Source organism: Aeromonas sp. QDB54 (assembly GCF_027707385.1).
Lineage (GTDB): Bacteria > Pseudomonadota > Gammaproteobacteria > Enterobacterales > Aeromonadaceae > Aeromonas > Aeromonas hydrophila.
On sequence record NZ_JAPCIT010000007.1, the window covers coordinates 74,929 to 96,077 of the forward strand.

General features: G+C 62.5%; 16 protein-coding genes. 9 read left to right on the forward strand and 7 right to left on the reverse strand.

The genetic code is table 11. From position 1 onward, the window contains the following. Positions 1–19: 19 nt before the first annotated feature. Both PG881_RS08735 and PG881_RS08740 read right to left on the reverse strand, forming a co-directional pair. A complete protein-coding gene (locus PG881_RS08735) occupies positions 20–3,139 on the reverse strand; it encodes an efflux RND transporter permease subunit (RefSeq protein ID WP_270799361.1) in 3,120 nt (1,039 codons plus the stop codon). Next, positions 3,139–4,188, reverse strand: a complete 1,050-nt coding sequence (locus PG881_RS08740; protein WP_270799363.1) for an efflux RND transporter periplasmic adaptor subunit — start codon at positions 4,186–4,188, stop codon at positions 3,139–3,141. The genes PG881_RS08735 and PG881_RS08740 overlap by 1 nt, the downstream gene beginning before the upstream one ends. Before the next feature lie 208 nt (positions 4,189–4,396). On the opposite strand from PG881_RS08740, the gene PG881_RS08745 reads away from it, so the two are divergent. Both PG881_RS08745 and PG881_RS08750 read left to right on the forward strand, forming a co-directional pair. Next, entirely contained in the window at positions 4,397–5,950 is a 1,554-nt protein-coding gene (locus tag PG881_RS08745; RefSeq protein ID WP_270799365.1) for a sensor domain-containing diguanylate cyclase, read from the forward strand. Between the two features lie 33 nt (positions 5,951–5,983). Then, entirely contained in the window at positions 5,984–6,850 is an 867-nt protein-coding gene (locus PG881_RS08750) for a patatin-like phospholipase family protein (RefSeq protein ID WP_011705198.1), read from the forward strand. An 87-nt stretch (positions 6,851–6,937) separates the two neighbouring features. Here PG881_RS08750 and PG881_RS08755 read toward each other — a convergent pair whose 3' ends face one another. Continuing rightward, complete coding sequence (locus PG881_RS08755; protein ID WP_039215335.1) at positions 6,938–8,299, reverse strand: sodium-dependent transporter; 1,362 nt, start codon at positions 8,297–8,299, stop codon at positions 6,938–6,940. A gap of 205 nt (positions 8,300–8,504) precedes the next feature. Then, the gene (locus PG881_RS08760; RefSeq protein WP_005298604.1) at positions 8,505–8,771 is read right to left on the reverse strand and encodes a helix-turn-helix domain-containing protein; all 267 of its coding nucleotides are present in this window, start codon (positions 8,769–8,771) and stop codon (positions 8,505–8,507) included. 258 nt (positions 8,772–9,029) lie between these two features. Here PG881_RS08760 and PG881_RS08765 point away from each other — a divergent pair, with 258 nt between their 5' ends. The 4 genes from PG881_RS08765 (at position 9,030) to PG881_RS08780 (ending at position 13,668) form a co-directional block, all read left to right on the forward strand. Next, complete coding sequence (locus PG881_RS08765) at positions 9,030–9,626, forward strand: hypothetical protein (RefSeq protein WP_039215332.1); 597 nt, start codon at positions 9,030–9,032, stop codon at positions 9,624–9,626. Positions 9,627–9,934: 308 nt separating this feature from the next. Then, positions 9,935–10,969 carry an OmpA family protein gene (locus PG881_RS08770; protein ID WP_011705194.1) on the forward strand — a complete coding sequence of 345 codons (1,035 nt, stop codon included), beginning with the start codon at positions 9,935–9,937 and terminating at the stop codon, positions 10,967–10,969. 431 nt (positions 10,970–11,400) lie between these two features. Further along, complete coding sequence (gene ompA, locus PG881_RS08775) at positions 11,401–12,402, forward strand: porin OmpA (protein ID WP_016349943.1); 1,002 nt, start codon at positions 11,401–11,403, stop codon at positions 12,400–12,402. 210 nt (positions 12,403–12,612) lie between these two features. Then, a complete protein-coding gene (locus tag PG881_RS08780; protein WP_270799370.1) occupies positions 12,613–13,668 on the forward strand; it encodes an OmpA family protein in 1,056 nt (351 codons plus the stop codon). 140 nt (positions 13,669–13,808) lie between these two features. Here the strand turns inward: PG881_RS08780 and PG881_RS08785 are convergent, their stop codons facing one another. Continuing rightward, positions 13,809–15,503, reverse strand: coding sequence for an NAD-dependent malic enzyme (locus PG881_RS08785; RefSeq protein WP_011705191.1), 1,695 nt, complete (start codon positions 15,501–15,503; stop codon positions 13,809–13,811). A gap of 68 nt (positions 15,504–15,571) precedes the next feature. Beyond that, the gene (locus tag PG881_RS08790; protein ID WP_270799372.1) at positions 15,572–16,429 is read right to left on the reverse strand and encodes a helix-turn-helix transcriptional regulator; all 858 of its coding nucleotides are present in this window, start codon (positions 16,427–16,429) and stop codon (positions 15,572–15,574) included. Between the two features lie 120 nt (positions 16,430–16,549). Between PG881_RS08790 and PG881_RS08795 the strand changes: the two genes are divergently transcribed. Next, the gene (locus tag PG881_RS08795) at positions 16,550–17,929 is read left to right on the forward strand and encodes an MATE family efflux transporter (protein WP_270799374.1); all 1,380 of its coding nucleotides are present in this window, start codon (positions 16,550–16,552) and stop codon (positions 17,927–17,929) included. A 150-nt stretch (positions 17,930–18,079) separates the two neighbouring features. After that, complete coding sequence (locus tag PG881_RS08800) at positions 18,080–18,328, forward strand: YciN family protein (protein WP_005298586.1); 249 nt, start codon at positions 18,080–18,082, stop codon at positions 18,326–18,328. 34 nt (positions 18,329–18,362) lie between these two features. Here PG881_RS08800 and PG881_RS08805 read toward each other — a convergent pair whose 3' ends face one another. After that, positions 18,363–19,502 (reverse strand): GGDEF domain-containing protein, encoded by a 1,140-nt coding sequence (locus tag PG881_RS08805; protein ID WP_270799377.1) that lies wholly within the window; start codon positions 19,500–19,502, stop codon positions 18,363–18,365. A gap of 246 nt (positions 19,503–19,748) precedes the next feature. On the opposite strand from PG881_RS08805, the gene PG881_RS08810 reads away from it, so the two are divergent. Continuing rightward, complete coding sequence (locus tag PG881_RS08810) at positions 19,749–21,146, forward strand: nucleobase:cation symporter-2 family protein (protein WP_085734677.1); 1,398 nt, start codon at positions 19,749–19,751, stop codon at positions 21,144–21,146. The last annotated feature ends 3 nt before the right edge of the window (positions 21,147–21,149 follow it).

Here is a 21,149-nt window from a genome sequence, read left to right on the forward strand (position 1 = left end):
ACCTATATGGGTGTAGGCATCAGGCCGCCGGTTTGTCCTGCTGCGAGGCGGCCTCGCTGGCCGCCAGCGCTTCGTCCACCTGTTGATCCCGCGCTCCAGTCATGCCGGCCCGTTTGGCCAGCAGATGGTAGATGGCGGGCACCAGCAGCAGGGTCACCAGGGTCGCGAGCGATAACCCGAAGAAAACCACTGTCCCCACCGACATCCGGCTCTCGTAGCCCGCCCCCATGGAGAGCATCAGCGGCACGGCCCCTATGATGGCGGTGAGCGAGGTCATCAGAATGGGGCGCAAGCGGCGCACCGAGCCTGCGATGATCGCCTCGTTGAACCCCTCGCCGCGCTGGCGCAACTGGTTGATGAACTCGACGATCAGGATGCCATTCTTGGTCACCATGCCGATCAGCATGATCATGCCGATCTGGCTGTAGATGCTCATCTCCTGCCCCGTCAACCAGAGGCCGAGCAGACCGCCGAAGATGCCGAGCGGCACCGTCACCATCACCACCGCCGGGGTCAGCATGCTCTCGAACTGGGCCACCAGCACCAGATAGACCACCAGCAGGGCCAGAGCGAACACCATCACCATCTCGCCCTGGTTGTCGCGATAGTCCTTGGACTCACCGGCATAATCCACCGTCATGCCGCTTGGCAGGTTGGCGCTGGCCCAGCCGTCGAGGTAATCCAGCGCCTCGCCCAGGGTATGGCCCGGCGCCAGATCCGCGGTCAGGGTCACCGCCTTCTGACGCTGGTAGTGGTTGAGGCGCTGCGGGCTCGCCACCTGCTTGACGGTGGCCAGGGTCGAGAGGGTCACCATCTCGCCATTGGCCGCCTTGAGGTAGATGCGGCTCAAGTCGGAGACGCCGTTGAAGTCGCGCTGGTTGGCGCGCAGGTAGACGTCGTACTCCTCTCCTCTGTCGACATAGGTGGTCTGGCTGATGCCGCCGAGCAGGGCCTGCAGGGAGCTCGCCACGGTGGAGACCGGGATGCCGAGCTGGTTGGCCCGATCCCGCTCTATGGTCACCTGCAGCTCCGGGGTCTTCTCGGCATAGTCGAGATCCGGTGTCTCCATCAGGCCGCTCTGGGCTGCCGCCTCTTTCAGGGCCAACCCCTGCTGATAGAGCTCGGCGTAATCGGAACCCTGCAGCACGAACTGCACCGCCGCAGTGGAGCCGCCGCGAAAGCCCGGCTGGAAGGTGCGGATCATCACGTCCGGAATACCGGCCAGCCGCCCGCTCAGGGACTTGGCAAATTCGGTGGCGGTCTCATCCCGCTCGGCCCAGTCGGTGAGCTGGATGATGGCCATGCCGGTCTGATCGCCGCCGCGGCCGAAGGCCGGGGTACTGAAGCTCATGGCCTGCACCACCCCCTTGCCAAGCAGCGGCATGATGGCTGCCTCCACCTGCTGCATGTTGCGCTTCATCCGCTCGATGCTGGTGCCCTCGGCCCCCTTGACGAACACGTAGAGCACGCCCCGATCCTCGGTCGGGGTCAGGCTGGTAGGCAGCTGGGCAAACAGGGCGCCAATACCGCCAAGGCAGAGCACCAGCACCAGCGGGGTCCAGCGCGAGTGGTGCAGCATCCCGCCGAGCAGCCGGCGGTAGTGGGTCTCCACCCAGCCGAGGCCGCGATCGAGCGCCGCCGTCAACCAGTTGGGCCGATCCACCGAGCGCATCAGCCAGGAGCCCATGGCTGGGGTCAGGGTGAGCGCGATCAGCGACGAGAAGAGCACCGCCAGCGACAGCAGGATGGCGAACTCGGTAAAGAGCCGGCCCACCATGCCATCCATGAAGGCGATGGGCACGAACACCATCACCAGCACGGCGGTGGTGGCGATCACCGCAAAGCCCACCTCGCGGGTGCCGTGCCAGGCCGCCAGCAGGGGCGGTTCGCCGCGCTGCAGATGGTGGTGAATGTTCTCCACCACCACGATGGCGTCATCCACTACCAGACCGATGGCGAGAATGAGCGCCAACAGGGTGATGAGGTTGATGGAAAAGCCCAGATACCAGGCGCCGATAAAAGCGGAGATGAGGGACACCGGCACCGTGATGGCCGGAATGAGGGTGGTACGCCCCTGCCCCAGGAACAGGTAGAGCACGGCCACCACCAGCACGGCGCAGATGGCGAGGGTCTCGTACACCTCGTCGATGGCCTGCTTGATGAAGATGGTGGAGTCGTAGTCGACCTCCAGCGTTGCCCCCTCTGGCAGGAAGCGCTGCATCTCAGCCATCTTCTTCTCGACCCCCTGCGCCACTGCCAGCGGGTTGGCGGTGGACTGGGCGACGATGCCGATCCCCAAGCTTTCGCGGCCATTGCGCTGGTAAGCGCTGTCTTCGTTCTTGGCCCCCACCTCCACATCGGCGATGTCGGCCAGATAGATGCTCTGGCCGTTGGTGGCGGTGCGCACCTGCAGCGCCTGGAAATCGGCGGCGGTGTGATAGAGGCGGGCGATCTGCACCGCCATGGTCATGCTGTTGTTGCGGATCTCGCCGCCCGGCAGCTCGATGTTCTCGCGCTTGAGGGCATCCTGCACATCCGCCACCGTGACGCCGCGCGCCGCCATGTCGGCTGGACGCAGTCGCACGTACATCACCTGGGTCAGGTCGCCGGAGAGCGATACCTCGCTCACCCCGTCCACCAGGCTCAAGGGATCCACCAGCACCCGGTTGGCATAGTCGGTCATGGCGGTGCGGTCCATCTGGGTGCTGCTGAAGTTGAGCCAGACCGCCACGTCGCCGTTGCCGTTGTCCTTAGTGACCAGGGGTTCATCCACCTCGTCCGGCAGCTTGGGACGGGCGCGGGAGATGGCGTCGCGCACATCGGAGATCCCCTCTACCATGTTCCAGCCGAGCTTGAACTCCACCGTGATGACCGAGCGCCCCTTGCGGGTCACCGAGTTGATGTTCTTGATGCCGCTGATGCCGGAGAGCTGATCCTCGATGGGCTTGGTGACCTGGCTCTCCATGACGGCGGGGGCGGCCCCCTCGTACATGGTGGTGATGGAGACGGACGGCGTCTGCACGTCCGGCATCTCCCGCACCGTCAGCTTGGAAAACGCCACCAGACCGAACACGGTGAGCAGCGCGCTCAGCACCACCGCCACCAGCGGGCGGCGGACAGAGATATCGGAGAGCCACATCAGCCTTTGACCTCCGCCAGATCGTGCACGCTGACGCCGTCACGCAGGTTGACCAGCCCCTCGACCACGATGCGATCGCCTACCTTGAGCCCTTCGGTCACCCACACCTCTTCGCCATGGGTATCCCCCAGCACCACCGGCACCCGCTTGACCTTGCCATTGGCTTCAAGACGATAGACGAAGCGCTGCTCGCCGGCATACTCCACCGACTGGGCGGGGATCAGGGTCATCTTCTGTGGCGGCAGGGAGAGTTCGACGTTGAGCAGCATGCCGGGGCGCAGCTGACCATCTGGATTGGGGATGATCACCCGCGCCTTGATGTTCTGGGTATCGTTGGAGACGCGGCTGTCCAGCGTCTCCAGCACACCGCGGAAAGATTGGTCCGGCCAGGCCGAACTGGTCGCCGCCACCGCCATGCCGGGGCGCAGCAGCGAGAGGTAGCGCTCAGGCACCGCCAGATCGAGCCGCAGCTTGGCCAGCTCGTCCAGGTGGAGCAGGGTATCGCCGCTGTTGACCAGGGCCCCTTCGCTCAGATCGATGAGGCTGACCGAGCCGTCGAACGGCGCCAGCAGGGTGCGCAGGGAGAGCTCGTACTTGGCGGCATCGGCGCGGGCCTGAGCCTGGGCGACCGTGGCCTCCTGCCCTTCCAGCTCGGAAGTGGTGATGGCACCGCGCGCCACCAGCCGGCGCATGTCCCGCAGCTTGCGGCTCTCGTCGCGCACGCTGGCGCTCTGCTCGGCCAGCTCCGCCTGCTGCTTGCCGGCGTCGAGGGCGATCAGCACGTCCCCCTGCTTGACCTGCTGGCCGGAGCGCACCGCGATCTTGACGATGCGACCGGTCACCTCCGGGCTTATCACCACGGAGCGATTGGCGGCCAGCTTGCTCACCAGCTTGATGGAGGGTTCGGCCAGGCTCTGGCTGACCGTCTGCGCCCTGATGTTGACCTGACGTGGCTGGGGTTTGCCGGCAGGGGCGGAGTGGCGGTAATACCAGCCGGCGGAAATCAGCAGAGAGAGGCAGGCAAGCACCAGCCATATACGCATTTTCATCAAGCAATCCATGAAATTAAGAGAAAAGAGGGCACTTCATCAATGATGGTCACCATGTTACCCCCTGACTATGCCGTGACTATGTATAAATGTGACAAAACGTAACAGAAACGGCGATATTTGATTGAAATAGCAGTAGCAGAAGACGGGCTTCACGATTGTGCCCTAAACTGATGCTCCGAACCTGTCCGGATCCCGCTTAACGCCTATGCCTGAACCCAGATCTCATTTTGTTACCTATCGTCTGCAATGGCTGCTCTGCGCCTTCGTCGCCCTGCTGCTGGCCATCACTCTCAAGCTGACCCTGACCCAGGTCACCGACCATTATCAGAGCGACACCCTCAGCACAGCCTCCCGCTTGAAATCCCAGTTTCAGCAGATGGAAACCTTTCTCGAGGCCATGCGCGGTCAGGCAGAAGAGCGGCTGCGCAGCAACCCGCAATCCGCCCTCACCCAGCAGCTCTACGGCGCCCTGCGAGAGAATGGTGACCAGGGCTTTGCGCTGGATCGGGTGCCCGCCAACCTGCCCAAGGGGCTGAGCGGCAACCTGACCGGACTGGGGCCGCTGCCGGCCCCCGGCAGCCAGCGCGCCGCCAGGCTGCACCTGGCGCTGAGCCTCTCCCCCCTGCTCTCCACCGCCAGCAAGCTGCTGGGGGACAAGGTCGGCTGGCTCTACTTCACCGGGGTCGATGACTTCGTCTATCTCTACCCCTGGGTACCCGCCAGCCAGTTTCACTTTCGGCGCAACATCTATCTCAAGTCCTACTGGCAGGATGCCCTGAAACAGAAGGAGAAGAGCCTGCACGCCACCGTCTCGCGCCCCTACGAGGACTTTGCCGGCGCGGGCCAGATGATCACCCTGTCACAACCCATCGTGAAGGATCAGGTGCTGGTGGGCGTCATCAGCATCGATGTACTACTCTCCCGGCTGGAGCAGCTGCTGCGCGAATCCACCCCCGGCATAGGCACCCTGTTTCTGGTCAACCAGCATCAGCAGATCCTCGCCAGCAGCAATCAGGAGGTCGATTTCGTCCCAAAGCCATCAACGGCTCGGGATGGCTACCGCTGGCAGCAGGGGGCGTTTCAGTTCCAGTACGCCATTCCTGACACCGAGCTCACCCTGCTCCACCGCATCCCCCTGCCCTCCCTGCTGTGGGCCCTGCTCTGCCAGTCCGCTCCGACCCTGATCGCCCTGTTCTTCATGGCCTGGGCCGTGCTTGCCAATCTCAAGTCTCGCCGCCTGAACCGGCAGCTGGACTATCTCTCTCGCCACGATGCCCTGACCGGCGCCTTCAACCGCCACTACTTCGACGAGTTTGAGCGCCGCCATCAGCAGCGCGGGGGCAGCGTCGGGGTAATCATGTTCGATTGCGATCACTTCAAGCAGGTCAACGACCGTTTTGGCCACGAGGTGGGCGATCAGGTGCTGATCCAGCTGGTGCGCCTGTGCCAACAGCAACTGCGCCGGGAAGACGCCCTGATCCGCTGGGGCGGCGAGGAGTTTCTGCTGCTGGCGGCCAAAGGGGGCGAACCACTCGACCAGCTGGCCGAGCAGCTGCGTCTGCGCATCGCCCGCCACCCCTGGCAGGAGCTGGCGCCGGCCCTGGCGGTGACCGTCAGCCTGGGTTACCACCACAGCACCACCGATACCCAGTTGCAGGAGGCCATTCGGCGGGCCGACGTGGCGCTCTATCAGGCCAAGGCCAACGGCCGCAATCGCAGCGAACGCTGGCAGGATGACGGCGCCGGCAACTGCGGGTAAGCTGGCTTTCTCACTCACTCCTGGAGAGACAAAGTGGCACGAAAACCCCGTGTGGGACTGGCTCTTGGCAGCGGCGCGGCCCGTGGATGGGCACACATCGGCATCATACGGGCGCTGGAGCGGCTCGGCGTCAAACCGGATCTGGTGGCGGGATGCTCCATCGGCAGCTTTGTCGGCGCCGCCTATGCCGCCGGTGAACTGGACAAGCTGGAGAGCTGGGTACGCGGCTTCAGCCGCTTGCAGGTGGTCAGCCTGCTCGATCCGGCCCTCTCCGGCGGCCTGTTTCGTGGCGAGAAGGTGTTCGGCATCGCCGCCAACCACCTGGGTGATCCCGCCATCGAAACGCTGCCGCTGCCCTTTGCCTGCGTCGCCACCGAGCTCGACACCGGCCGCGAGATCTGGCTGCAGCAGGGGCCGCTGCGCCAGTGCGTGCGCGCCTCCTGCGGCATGCCCGGCATCCTGACCCCGACCCGGGTCGAGGATCGCTGGCTGGTGGACGGTGCCGTGGTCAACCCGGTGCCCATCTCGCTGGCCCGCGCCATGGGGGCCGAGGTGGTGATCGCCGTCAACCTCAACGCCGACATGCACCAGCCCTGGACCGACGAGCCGGATGAACCGAGCGGCGGCAACCGCTTCAGCCAGTGGTTCAACCGGGGCGACAGCCCCAACACGCCGGGCATGTGGAGCGTGATGACCGGCTCCATCAACATCATGCAGGAGCGCATCACCCGCGCCCGGATGGCCGGTGACCCGCCCGAGATCCAGCTCTGCCCGCGCCTTGGCAGCTTCTCCATCATGGATTTCCACCGCGCCAGCGACGCCATCAACGAGGGCGAAGCCTGCGTCGAGCGCAACCTCGACCAGCTCAAGGATGAACTCGGCCGCCTCGGTGTGCTCTAGTACGGTTCACCAGATTCGTCATCCCCAACAAAAAGAGCGCCTTGCGGCGCTCTTTTGCTGTGGGAACTGTGGGCCCAGCACGACCGGCTAGAACAGCCCCAACCCCTTCAGCATCACGATCAGGATCAGCAGCGGCGACACGTAACGGATGATGAAGAACAGCGGCTTGAGGATCGCCAGCTCCAGCTCGCCGCCGTTGGTCAGCGCCTCCTTCATTCGCTCGAAGCCCCACACCCAGCCCACGAACAGGCAGAGGAAGATGCCGCCAAGAGGCATCAATACGTTGGAGGAGACGAAATCGAACAGGTCGAAGAAGGTCTTGCCGGCGATATGAACGTCCGCCAGCGAGCTGTTGGAGAGCGCGCAGGTCGACCCCACCGCCCCCAGCACCAGCAGGTTGAGCAGGGTCGCCTTGGGGCGGCTCATGCCAAATCGCTCTGACACCACCGAGACCGGCACTTCCAGAATGGAGAGCATGGCGCCGGTGGCGGCGATGGCTGAGAGCACGAAGAACAGCACCATGAACAGGTGGCCAAACGGAATGCTGGCAAAGACCGCCGGAATGGTGATGAATAGCAAAGAGGGACCGGCGGTGGGCTCAAAACCGAAGGCGAATACCGCCGGGAAGATCGCGATGCCGGCCAGCATGGAGACGAACAGGTCGGCGCACATCACCCGGAAGGTGGTCAGCGGGATGTTCTGATCATCCCGAAAGTAGCTGCCATAGGTCATCATGCAACCCATGCCGATGGAGAGCTTGAAGAAGGCCAGCCCCATGGCGGTCAGCACTACCCCGGCCGTTATCTTGGAAAAATCCGGTGAGAACAGAAAGTGCAGCCCCTGGCTCGCACCCGGCAGGGTCAGGCTGCGGATGCCGATAACGAGCAGCAGAATGAAGAGCACCGGCATCAGCTTCTTGGTCACCGCCTCGATCCCCTTGGAGACCCCCATCAGCAGGATGCCGCCCATCAGAGCCAGCACCAGCCACTGCCAGAGCAGACTCTGCAGCGGGTCGCTGATCAGCGCCCCGAAGGCCGCCCCGGTCACCTTGGGATCGGTCGACAGGATGGAGCCGTCAACGGCCTTGAAGATGTAGGCAAAGACCCAGGCTGCCACCTCGGAATAAAAAGACATGATAAGGAAGGCGGCCAGCACCCCCATGGCCGCGATCAACCACCAGGGCTGCCCCTTGGGGGCCAGCTTGCTGAGGGTGGTGACGGCATCGGACTTGCCTTTGCGCCCCAGCATGATCTCGGAGATCATCACCGGCAGCCCGACCAGCAGCGTCGCGATGACATAGACCAGCAGGAAACCGGCACCGCCGTTTTCGCCCGTCAGGTAGGGAAACTTCCAGATATTTCCCAGCCCGACGGCTGAGCCCAGGGTGGCGGCAAGGACGCCGAATTTGCTGGTAAAGCCATCTCTGGCCTTGGGAGGGATTTGACTCATGCTTGTCTCACTGTGCGCATCATGCGAGGGATACCGCTAATTTTAGCGGTCAGAATTTTCTGAGGATTAATCCGGCTTGCCAAGGTATTTTCGTGAAAAGCCTTGGTGAGAGCACAATTAGCCAAATTTAATTAATTTCGCTGGTTATTTGATGGATAAAAAAATGCCGCCTCGATGGCGGCATTTTTGTCAAAGCTCAATCAAATCAAGCCTTGGCAATATCGTCCGGGCCGATCTGACCGATTTCGGCGACTTTTTTGTCAGCCAGCAGCCAGAGGGTGAACTTGTGCAGTTCCGGGTGATGAGCCAGTGCCACCAGGAAGGCGCCACCAACTTCACGATAACCCAGTTCGTAGTTCTTCAGGGTGGTCGGGGGAACGCCCAGCAGATCTGCAAACTTGGGACGGCTCAGGCCGACCGCTTCACGGATCTGACGGATCTTCTTGCCAACAGTTACGATATTTGAATTCATGTGTTCCATACTCCGTACGGCGGATTGACTCCACCTTTATTTTTCGCGACGACTCGTAGTCAAGTGTATCAGTTTTGAACGGACTCGTTATGGTCGAGCCTCTATCTTTAATCAGCGTCTTTCGACGACAACCCTTGCAAACATCGGGGATGGTAATCGCTCAACCGCCTCAGGTAAACAGTCTCGAAAAGAAACCTTTATTGTTGCCACAGGAATAACTCGTATAATTCGCCGGCTATCCCTTAAGAGTAAGAACTCATGGCGCTTCCCGGCATAATCTCCTGTTTACACCCTGTCACCATCCCCGCAGAACTCGCTCGTCAACTGCAGCAAGGCCAGCAGACTCGTGCCGAGGCCTTCTGGTTGCCCGCAGTGCTGCATGATCAGGCGACAGCAGTTTTGGCTGCGCTCGATGACAAGAGCAGCCTGTTTCTTGAGCGGCCCGCAACCGGGCTGCCATTGCGCAGTCACGACGGCATCATGCAGGAAGATGGAACCCTGCTGCTTGGCAATGGCCAGCATCTGGTACTGGCCAAAGAGCTGGGCGATGGCGGCCTGGTCCCCGTCAACGGTCTGGCCGAGATGGCCAACTGGCTCGAAGCAGGCCACCTGCATTTCTGCTGTTCAGCTGCAGTACAGCCTGTGGCGCGAGCCATCCTCAACATCTGGCCGCTCGATCCCTACCTGGCCCGTCATTTTTTGTGCAGTTTTACACCCTTACTGTGCGAAGCAACCGAGGCCGATTACCTGGCCGTGTTCCAGGCGAGGGAATTTCCCGCCATGGCGCAATCTGACTGGGTTCAGGCCTATATGAAACTCGAGAAGAGACTGCACCGAGCCTATTTGGATCACTAATTAATTTGGATAAACAGCCAGTTATCCACACGACACAATTTGCCATATGGATTATGTGTGAGCTTGATCATGTTTTGAAATCGGCATAGAGTGCGCCACGTCATCGGAATGACATCGGCTGTTCGTGAAGGGTTGAAGGCATTGCTTACGCTGCCACCCGCTCGCTTGTGCACCAGGAATGTGTGCCTCCCGGATGGATCCGGGATCCCTGCCAGACTCAACGCTGTTGTTCGGCAGAGCCTGCAGCTTACATAAATTAAAAAGTGCGAAGCACGTGAACAACGTGCCATCTCAACGAGGATTTTTTTATGATGAAAATGGCTCCTTCCCTGATCGCCATCGCCATGGCTGCCATGGGTGCAACTGCAGCTCACGCCGCTGACGACATCTACTTCGGTGCCGGTGCCGGTGCTGCCCACTTCAACGGTCTGAACAAGATCGGTGGTGGCGGTTACGCTGGTACTGAAGACGCTGCTGCTGCCAACGCCTTCGTCGGTTACAACTTCACCGAAAACTTCGGTACCGAGTTCGGCTACCAGTACGCTGGCCGCGGCAACACCGACGGTCTGCGTTACGAGAACCAGGGTGCCACCCTGTCCGGTATCGCTCGTCTGCCGCTGGGCGGCGACTTCTCAGCCTTCGCTGAAGGCGGCGCCTACTGGGCTCACACCGACGGTCTGGGCACCAGCGACACCAAAGTATCCCCGCTGGCCGGCCTGGGCGTGACCTACAAGGTTAACGACGCGCTGGATCTGCAAGCTCGTTACCGCTACATGTGGGACGTGGCTGACCTGCACGCAGGCGATGCCCCGGACGACGTACGCTACAAGTCCAACCAGAGCGTTGCGACCCTGGAAGCCGTATACCACCCGTTCCGCACTTCCTACGTAGCCCCGGCTCCGGCCCCGGTTGTTGAAGAAGCTCCGGCTCCGGCTCCGCAGGTTGTCGAGAAGAACTTCGCCCTGAACTCCGACGTGCTGTTTGCCTTTGGCAAAGACAGCCTGAAGCCGGAAGGCGTTGCTGCCCTGAACGGTCTGTACCAGCAAATCGTTGAATTCCAGCCGAAAGATGGCAACGCTGTTGTCGTTGGTTACACCGACCGCATCGGTTCCGACGCTTACAACCAGAAGCTGTCCGAAGCCCGCGCTCGCACTGTTGCCAACTTCCTGGTCAGCAAAGGCATGGCCGCCAGCAAGGTTGCTGTTGAAGGTCGTGGCGAAGCCAACCCGGTTACCGGCACCAAGTGCAACGGCGTGAAAGCCAAAGCTCAGCTGATCTCCTGCCTGGCTCCGGACCGTCGCGTTGAAGTTCGCGTATCCGGCGTACAAGAAGTTCAGAAGTAATCTGACTCCGTTCAGATGATGCGAAAAGGGGATGCCACGGCATCCCCTTTTGTTTGTCTCATCGCCGCCAGCTGACCAAAAACACAGCAACGCGCGTCACTTTCTGTCAAATCGTTTCCCTCCGCCAGTTTTCTAGCACCCCGTGCAGAGCCGCGCCAGCGCTGGATATCTGTACAGAAACTTGATCAACGCGAGTCAAAAGAATACAGTAACCCCGCTTGTAAGGCATTGGATGAACTATTAAAAGTGCTTCCGGCCCGGTTAGTTGTCCATGGAGCCAAGGCTTCGTGAGTATCCAGGAACCATCTCTTTTTTCATTCAGGCCAACCGTGGTTCACCATGGCGGTCGCAGCTGAATTGTCACTTGTGACCGGTATAACTGAAGAGTGCGCAGTACGCCCTAGCACGGCAAACTCAACGAGGATAAAACGATGAAAATGAAAATGGCACCCGCCCTGATTGCTCTGGCCATCGCGGCCATGGGGACTTCCACCGCTCAGGCTGCCAACGACTGGTACACAGGTATCGGTGCTGGTTGGGCTTATGGCCACGACCTGAACGACTTTGGCAAAGATGCCGACAAGGATGCCACCGCGCTCTCCCTGTTTGGCGGCTACAACTTCAACGATAACTTCGGCGCCGAGCTGGGTTATCTCTACGCCGGCAAGGGTGGCGTCGATGGCGTTGACTTCAAGACCCAGGGCGCAACCCTGTCCGGTCTGGCTCGTCTGCCGCTCGGCGACATCTTCTCCGTGTTTGCAGAAGGCGGCGCCTACTTCAACCACGTCAACGGCAACGGCAGCAGCGACAACGGCACCGCGCCGCTGGCCGGTCTGGGCGTCACCGCCAAGCTCTCTGACCTGATCGATCTGCAAGCCCGTTACCGCTACATGTGGAACCTGGGTGACGAGCAGAAGACCTGGGAAACCAACATGAGCGTGGCCACCCTGGAACTGGTGATGCACCCGAACCGCTCCACTTACGTGGCACCGGTAGCGGCACCGGCTCCCGAGCCGGTTCCTGAGCCAGTCGTGGTCGACAAGAACTTCGCCCTGAGCTCAGACGTGCTGTTTGCCTTCGGCAAATCCACCCTGAAACCGGAAGGCGTTGCCGCCCTGAACACCCTGTATCAACAGATCGTCGACGTACAGCCGAAAGATGGCAGCGCCGTGGTCGTTGGTTACACCGACCGCATCGGCTCCGACGCCTACAACCTGAAGCTGTCTGAAGCCCGTGCTCGCACCGTGGCCGACTTCCTGGTCGGCAAGGGTCTGCCTGCCGGCAAGGTAGCCATCGAAGGTCGTGGCGAAGCCAACCCGGTCACCGGCACCCAGTGCAACGGCATCAAGGCCAAGGCCCAGCTGATCGCCTGCCTGGCCCCGGATCGTCGCGTAGAAGTGCGCGTCACCGGCGTACAGCAAGTCACCCAGTAAGTCACCTTGGTGACCGAAAAGGAGGCCATCTGGCCTCCTTTTTTATTGCCTGGCGCTCACCCTGAGTACCTCGGCTGACCCGCAGATCCCGCTCATTGCCATCCTCGATACCACCTAAGTGGTTAAAAACCCTGCATCGCCTATAAATAGTGGTGGTTGTACACAACAGGGCTTGCGCCCTACTACACCAGACATCGACGAGGATACGCGATGAACATAAGAGTAAAACCTGTTTGGATTGCATTGGCACTGGCAGCCACGGGCGCACAGGCGGCGCCGGACAACGACTGGTACGCCGGGGTGGGAGGTGGCTGGGCCATCGCTCACGATCTGGGTGACTTTGGCAAGGATGCGAGCAAGGACGCCACCGCGCTCTCCCTGTTCGGCGGCTACAACTTCACCGAGAATCTGGGGGCTGAGCTCGGCTACCTGTCCACCGGAGACTGGGACGTACAGGGCAACGACTTCAGCAGCCAGGGCGCCACCCTGTCGGTGATTGGTCGGTTGCCACTGGGGAATATCTTCTCGGTTTTCGCCGAGGGCGGCGGTTATGTCTACCACGTCAAGTCCATCAACGGCGGCGACAACAACCTGGCGCCGCTGGCCGGCCTCGGCCTCACCGCCAAGCTGCACGACTGGGTCGACATCCAGGCCCGCTACCGCTACATGGTCCGGGTCGGCGACGATCCCGACAATGACAAGGTGGGCAGCGGCACCCAGCGCTGGGTCAGCGACATCAGCACCGCCACCCTGGAGCTGGTGATCCACCCCAACCGCAGCAAACCAGTCGAGCCGGCCCCAGCCCCCATGGTCGTTCCCCCGCCACCACCCGCTCCCGAACCGGTGGATCAGACCTTCAACCTGAGTTCGGACGTGCTGTTTGCGTTCGGCAAGGCGGAGCTGAAACCGGAGGGGATGCAGGCGCTGGAGTCGCTCTATCAGCAGATAGCCGACGTCAAGCCCAAGGATGGCAACGCCGTGGTGATGGGCTACACCGACCGCATCGGGTCGGATGCCAACAACCAGGCGCTGTCGGAGGCCCGCGCCAGCACGGTCGCCAACTTCCTGATCGGCAAGGGGCTGCCCGCCGACAAGGTGAGCATCCAGGGCAATGGCGAGAGCAACCCGGTTACCGGCAGCCAGTGTGATGCCATCAAGGCCAGGGCCGCCCTCATCGACTGCCTGGCACCGGATCGCCGGGTAGAAGTCAGGGTCACCGGCACTCAGGGTGCCCCCGAGGCAGCCGCTGCCCCGGCCGAGCAGTAATTCCAGCTACGAAGAGAGCACAGCGCCAGACGTGTGAAGAGGTGCAGATAACAACAGGTGGTGAGCAAGCCCACCCACAACGCGATGCACAAAAAAGGGATGCCGAGGCATCCCTTTTGCTTTGTGCCTTCCCGCCGAAATCAGAAGGAGGTACGGCGATAGCGACGATACTCGGGGCGCCAGAAGTTGGCCTCGATGGATTGATCGATCACCTCGTCCGGGGTCTGCACCGCCTTGCCCTGCAGCATGGCAGTCTTGGCCACCATCTTGGCGATGTAGCGGGAAACCTGATGAATGTCCGCCAGATCCGGCAGCAAGGAGCCCTCCTCCCCCTTCACCAGCGGTGAGCACTCCGCCAGCGCACGGCTGGCCGACATCAGCATGGCGTCGGTCACCCGGGTGGCGCCGGCGGCGATGACGCCAAGGCCGATCCCCGGGAAGATGAAGGAGTTGTTGCACTGGGCGATGACGTAGCGCTTGCCCTTGTACTCCACCGGTGCAAACGGGCTGCCGGTGGCCACCAGCGCCTGGCCGTCGGTCCAGCGGATGAGGTCTGCCGGTGTCGCCTCGACCCGGGAGGTGGGGTTGGAGAGCGGGAAGATGATGGGGCGGGCACAGTGCTTGTGCATGGTCTTGACCACCTCTTCGGTGAACAGCCCCGGCTGGCCGGAGACCCCGATCAGGATGTCCGGGCGACCGTGTTCCATCACCTCCAGCAGGGAGATGTTGTCCCCCACCGGCCAATCGGCGATGCGCTCCACCGGCTGGGAGAGGCGGCGCTGGAAGTCGAGCTGGTTGGGGATCTTGTCGGTGATGAGGCCAAACCGGTCCACCATGAAGACCCGGCTGCGGGCCTGGGCATCGGTCAGCCCCTCGGCTTTCATCTGCGCCACGATCTGCTCGGCGATACCGCAACCGGCGCTGCCGGCGCCGAGGAAGGCGACCCGCTTCTCGGAGAGCTTGGCGCCGGAGGCCTTGCAGGCGGCGATGAGGCTGCCCAGCGTCACGGCGGCGGTACCCTGAATGTCGTCGTTGAAGCAGCAGAGCTCGTTCTTGTAGCGGTTGAGCAGCGGCATGGCGTTGTTCTGGGCGAAGTCCTCGAACTGCAGCAGGATGTCGGGCCAGCGGCGCTTGACCGCCTGGATGAAGGCGTCGACGAACTCGGCATACTCTTCGCCCGAGATGCGCGGATTGCGCCAGCCCATGTAGAAGGGGTCATTCAGCAGCTGCTGGTTGTTGGTACCCACGTCCAGCACCACCGGCAGGCAGTAGGCAGGCGAGATGCCACCACAGGCGGTGTAGAGCGACAGCTTGCCGATGGGAATGCCCATGCCGCCGATGCCCTGATCGCCGAGACCCAGGATCCGCTCACCGTCGGTGACCACGATCACCTTGACGTTCTGCTTGGTGGCGTTTTGCAGCATGTCATCGATCCTGTCCTTGTCCGGATAGGAGATGAAGAGGCCGCGGGCGCGGCGATAGATGTTGGAGAACTCCTCGCACGCCTTGCCGACGGTCGGGGTGTAGATGACCGGCAGCATCTCGGTCAGGTGGTTGGTCAGCAGCCGGTAGAACAGCGTCTCGTTGGTGTCCTGGATGTTGCGCAGGTAGATGTGCTTGTCCATGTCGTTGCCGAACGCCATGAACTGACGGTAGGCCCGCTCGGCCTGCTCTTCGATGGTCTCGATATTCTGGGGCAGCAAACCTTCGAGGTTGAAGTTGCTGCGCTCTTCGCTGGTGAAGGCGCTGCCCTTGTTGAGCAGCGGGGTCTCCAGCAGGGCCGGACCGGCATAGGGGATGTAGAGGGGACGTTTCTGATTATTATCTTCAAACATGGATCGGGTACCTAAACGATGACCTGGACGAAGGAGTCCGCCGATCCTATGGGCTTGCGCCATTAATTTCAAAGAGTTTGCACATCCGTTGCAAAAGGTTTGCGACCCAGGCGACGAAAGGCGCCGGGGGTCAGACCAGTGAGCTGGCGAAAGCGGTTGGCAAAGTTGGCGCCGTCGCTGTAACCGACCCGGCCAGCCAGCTCGCCGAGGGGCCAGTTGGTGTAGAGCAGCAGCTGGCGCGCCTTGTTCATCCTGAGTTCGGTCACCTTCGCCATGGGCCCCATGCCGAACGCCTGCTGGCAGAGCCGATGCAGATGGGGCACCGAGCAGGCCATCTGATCGGCCAGCAACGCCACGCTCCAGGGCTCGTCGAGGCGCGCCTCCACCCGCCGAAACAGCGCCTGCAGCCTGAGCTCAGGCGTGCCGCGCACCTCCCCCTGCAGGGTGCGCTCCAGGAGCGCCAGCAGCAGGCTGAGCAACTGGGGCTGCAGCGGTGAACGAGTGCCTTCCCCCTGCATCAGGCTGAGCAGGTGATAGAGCTGCTCCCCTTCCTCCCCCTGCCAGATGCGGTGGCCGAGCCGGTGCAGGTGCTGCCAGCGCGGCACATCATCCAGCAGGATCCAGCTGGTGCGCCACTGCGCCCCCACCAGCTTGAGACCACCGGGCACTGCCGCCGGCAAGAAGATGAGCGAACCGGCCGGGATGGGCTGCTCGCCACCATCGGTGAGCAAAGCGCCCCCCTCGTCGTGGCTCACCATCAGGATGTGAAACTCCGGCCGGTTGCGACGGATCAGGTAGTGATCGCGAATGCTCGAGAGCCCGGTCAGGAAGATGCCCGCCTCGCCGAGCAGCGGCAAGCCTTCACGCCCCAGCATCCGCTCCTCACAGGCCGGGGCAATTTCCAGACACTCGCTGACAAACGGCATAACACCTCAACAGGATAGTTTTACACAAGAAAGCCGAGAGAGGCTCACAGTGAAGTCGCTCGCCACTGCCCTTATCATACCCATGACGAACCTTGCTTTTTATCTACCCGGTTAACATAAATGAATTATTGGCAAGCGATTTTAAAACAAACCACCGATCGTGAGTTCATGACCCGATTGTGGCGGCTGGCCCTGCCGGTCTCGCTGCAATCCATGATGTTCTCCCTGCTCGGCCTCATCGACATCATGATGGTGAGCCAGCTTGGCACCACGGCTGTGGCGGCGGTCGGCTTGGGTAACCGGGTCTTCTTCTTCAATCTGCTGGTGATAGCGGGACTCTCGGGCGGGGTCTCGGTGTTGGCGGCACAGTATTACGGTCGTGGCGAGATGGCCGGGGTGCGCCGCTCGCTGGCGCTGGCGCTGGTGGGGGCCCTGCTGGTGAGCCTGCCGTTTGCCCTCGTCTACGTGCTCTCACCGGGCAGTGTGCTCGGCTTTGCCAGCCAGGAGCCCGCGCTGCGCGAGCTGGCCGATCAGTTTCTGATGATCACCGGCGCCACCATCCTCTGCACCGCCGTGGTGGTACCGCTGGAGTCGGCGCTGCGTTCGGTCGGCAATGCCGCCGCCCCCACCCGCATCGGCATCATCGCCATCGTTGCCAACGTCATCCTCAACTACGCCCTCATCTTCGGCCATTTCGGCTTCGAGGCGATGGGGGTGGCCGGCTCGGCCTGGGGCACCACCCTTTCACGGCTGCTGCAAACGACCCTGCTGCTGCTCTACGTGAGACGCTACGAGGCGCGCCTGATCCCGCGAAAAGATGACTGGCTGGCCGCCTTCAAGCGCAAGGAGGTGGTGCGCTTCACCCTGATCGCCCTGCCGCTCTTGTTCCACGACGGGCTCTGGGCCTTCGGCATGCTGCTCTACGGTTTTCTTTACGCCCACCTTGGCACCGACTCGCTGGCCATCATGACCACCCTCGGCACGCTGGAGAGCATCCTCATTTCCCTCTTCTTCGGACTGGCGGTGGCCTGTTCCACCCTGCTCGGCCACCGGCTCGGGGCGGAAGAGTACGAGGTTGCCTGGCAGCACTCCCAGCTCTTTCTGCTGCTCGCCCCCATCGGTGCCCTGCTGGTGGGGATTGCGGTCTGGCTGCTGCAGACCCACCTGCTGCAGTGGGTCGGCAACCTGCCGGGTGAGCTGATGACGGAGGCCGGCCAGGTGCTCGCCATCATGTGTCTGGGCATGCTGCTCAAGGTGTTCAACATGGTGGGCATCATAGGGGTGCTGCGCTCGGGCGGGGATGTGAACTACAGCATCTTCATCGACATCGTCGGCATGTGGTGCATCGGCCTGCCACTCGCCTGGGGGGCGGTCAACCTGCTCGGCTGGCCCCTCTCCTGGGTGGTGGCGGTGGTGTTGCTGGAAGAGCTCAGCAAGGTGTTGCTGGTGCAGCGTCGCATTCGCCAGCGCCGCTGGCTCAGAAATCTGGTGCTGGGATAAGGGAAGAGAGCAAAGCGGGAAAATGCGGGGTCATATCAATGACAGAAAATCCCCGTTTGCAGTATGCTGGCCCCCTCTTCAATCAGAGGCAGGGCGCACCGCGTACAGCGACATTATGCCCCTGCCCAGTAGTCGTTTAAGGAGACGAGCATGCAACCACAAAAAGAGCTGATCACCGAGACTGCCCTGCTGGAGATGGCCAACAAGATCATCAAGGAACACGAAGACTTCATCCACGGCATGCGTGCCGACTCGGTGGAGCAGAAGGGGGAGATCCTGGTGTTCAAGGGGGAGTTCTTCCTGGCCGAAGATGGCACCCCGACCGGCAAGACCATGGCAGTGTTCAACATGTTCAAGCTGCTGGCCCAGCAGCTCTCCGGCAAGTACCAGCTGGGCTGAGCCCGCTCAACCCAGCGCAAGCAAGATGCCGCCCTCAGGCGGCATCTGTCTGTATGGCGGCAGGCTGTGCCGGCTTGCCACCCAGCTCCCCCACCACGCAGTTGCGCCCGGCCATCTTGGCCATGTAGAGGCACTCGTCGGCCCGGTTGAGCAGATCCTCGACCCCCTCGCCGCGCAGGGCCAGGGTCAGGCCGATACTCACCGTCACCTCCAGCAGTTCGTCCGAGGTGGGGCTCTTCACCAGCCGCGCCTCCACCGCCACCCGCAGCCGCTCGGCCACCCGCTTGGCCTGGGCCAGCTCGGCGCAGTTGGGCAGCAGGATGGCAAACTCCTCGCCGCCGTAGCGGCCCAGCACCATGCCGGGCTCCAGCTGCTCCGCCAGGGTCGCCGCCACCTCCTTGAGCACCGCATCCCCCGCCAGATGGCCGAAGGTATCGTTGATGCGCTTGAAGCGGTCCAGATCCAGCAGCAGCACCGCGAACGGCGCCTGCTTGCGGATCATGCTCATCCGCGCCTTCTCCAGCTGTTTCATCAGCAGGCGACGGTTCATCATGCCGGTCAGCTTGTCGGTGGTGGACTCCCGGTAGAGCTGCAGCAGCATGTTGAGCTGGCCACACTGCACCCAGCTGCTGGCCAGGGCAAACAGCCCCAGCAGCCAGATCTGGTTGAGGGTCTGCACGCTCCAGAGCGGCTGCCCCACCAGCAGCCAGTTGCCGGCCAGCATGGTGACCAGAATGCCCCTCGCCAGCTGCAGACCGAGGGAGAGTGGAATGGGGAAGATGGCGAACAGGCTGATGAGCAGGTAGGGGAACGCCATGTAACCCGCCTGCAGCTCCTGATCCGCGCCGAAGCTGTGCAGGCAGATGAGGGAGAAGAGCATCATCACCGCCATCAGGTAGCCGAGCGCCAGCTTCATGCGTTCGCGTCTGAAGTGGATGAGGTAGGAGAAGGGGATGAGCGGGGAGAGGGCGAGCAGGCAGAAGATCCGGGCCTGAAACAGTTCATCGAACTGGGCGGAGGGCAAGGTCAGCCAGTCCACCACCGCCCAGGCAGGCAGGCCCACCATCAACAGACAGGTGAGCAGCCGAAGACGCACCGTCATAAAGCCCATGCGGGTCAGGGTAAAATCTTCGGAGTGGGCACGGGCACTCCAGAACTCCGACAGCTTCAGCATCCAGAGCCTCCAAATCGCAACAGAGGGCTCATTCTACGCCGTGCGGCGGCAAAATCCTATGCAACCGGCCCCATTTCCGGGCGAGCGCCGTCACACAAACCGGCGGATCATAATCGCCACGCGCAAACGTTTCAACCCATCGAAAAATAAACCCGTTGCAACCCGAATTAGCGCTGGTCAGCCCGCTCTCAATCACTAAAATAGCGCCCAATTTTCTGCCCCCTCCCCCACACATTCGAGGTATTTATGGAACAGGCTGCCGCCGTACGCGCAACCCGAGAGGCCCATCCCCCCAGACGAGCCCATAGCGAACTGGTCTATGGCATAGAGGATGTCCCGCCCCTGCCCCAGACCCTGTTCGCCGCCCTGCAGCATATGCTCGCCATGTTTGTCGCCATCATCACCCCGCCCCTCATCATTGCCAACGCCCTCGGCCTCCCTGCCGCTGACACCCGCTATATCGTCTCCATGTCGCTGGTCATGTCCGGCATCGCCTCCTTCATCCAGACCCGCCGCTTCGGCCCCCTCGGTTCCGGCCTGCTCTCGGTACAGGGCACCAGCTTCAACTTCCTCGGCCCCATCATCGCCTCCGGCCTCGCCCTCAAGCAGGCGGCCATGCCCACCGAGGATCTGCTGGGCACCCTGTTCGGCACCATGCTGGCGGCCGCCCTCACCATAGTGGTGATGAGCCGCTTCCTGCACCTGGTCAAACGGATCATCACCCCGCTGGTGACCGGCATCGTGGTGCTGCTCATCGGCCTGACCCTCATCAAGGTGGGCCTCATCAGCATGGGGGGCGGCTACGGCGCCCTGTCAGACGGCAGCTTCGCCAGCCACACCAACCTCTTCCTCTCCCTGCTGGTGCTCGGTCTCATCGTGTTGTTGCAGCGCAGCCGCAACCCCTGGCTGCGCCTCTCCGCCATCATGATCGCCATGTTGGTGGGCTATGCGGTGGCGCTGCTGCTGGGCAAGGTCAACGCCCCCACCTTCGACGGCCCGCTGCTGATGGTGCCGATCCCGCTCCATTACGGGCTCGGCTTTGACTGGCAGCTGTTCGTGCCGCTCGCCATCATCTTCGTGGTGACGGCGCTCGAGGCCATCGGCGACATGACCGCCACCTCCGACATCTCCGGCGAGCCGCTGGAAGGGCCCGTCTACATGGCGCGGATCAAGGGCGGCGTGCTGGCCGATGGCGCCAACTCCATGCTGGCGGCGGTGTTCTCCACCTTCCCCATGTCCACCTTCGCCCAGAACAACGGCGTCATCCAGCTGACCGGGGTGGCCAGCCGTCACGTCGGCCTGTTCATCGCCGCCATGCTGGCGCTGCTCGGCCTGTTCCCGGCGGTGGCGAGCCTGGTGCAGCAGATCCCCGAACCCGTGCTGGGGGGCGCCACCATCGTCATGTTCGGCACCATCGCCGCCGCCGGCGTGCGCATCATCTCCCGCGAGGAGCTCGATCGCCGCGCCCTGATGATCCTGGCGGTGTCGCTGGCCATGGGCCTCGGGGTGGCGCAGGTGCCGGAAGTGCTGCAGCACCTGCCGGATCTGGCCAAGAGCGTGCTCTCCTACGGCGTCGCCACCGGCGGCCTCACCGCCATCATCATGAACCTGCTGCTGCCCAAGCGCGCCGCCGCACAGGTCTGACAC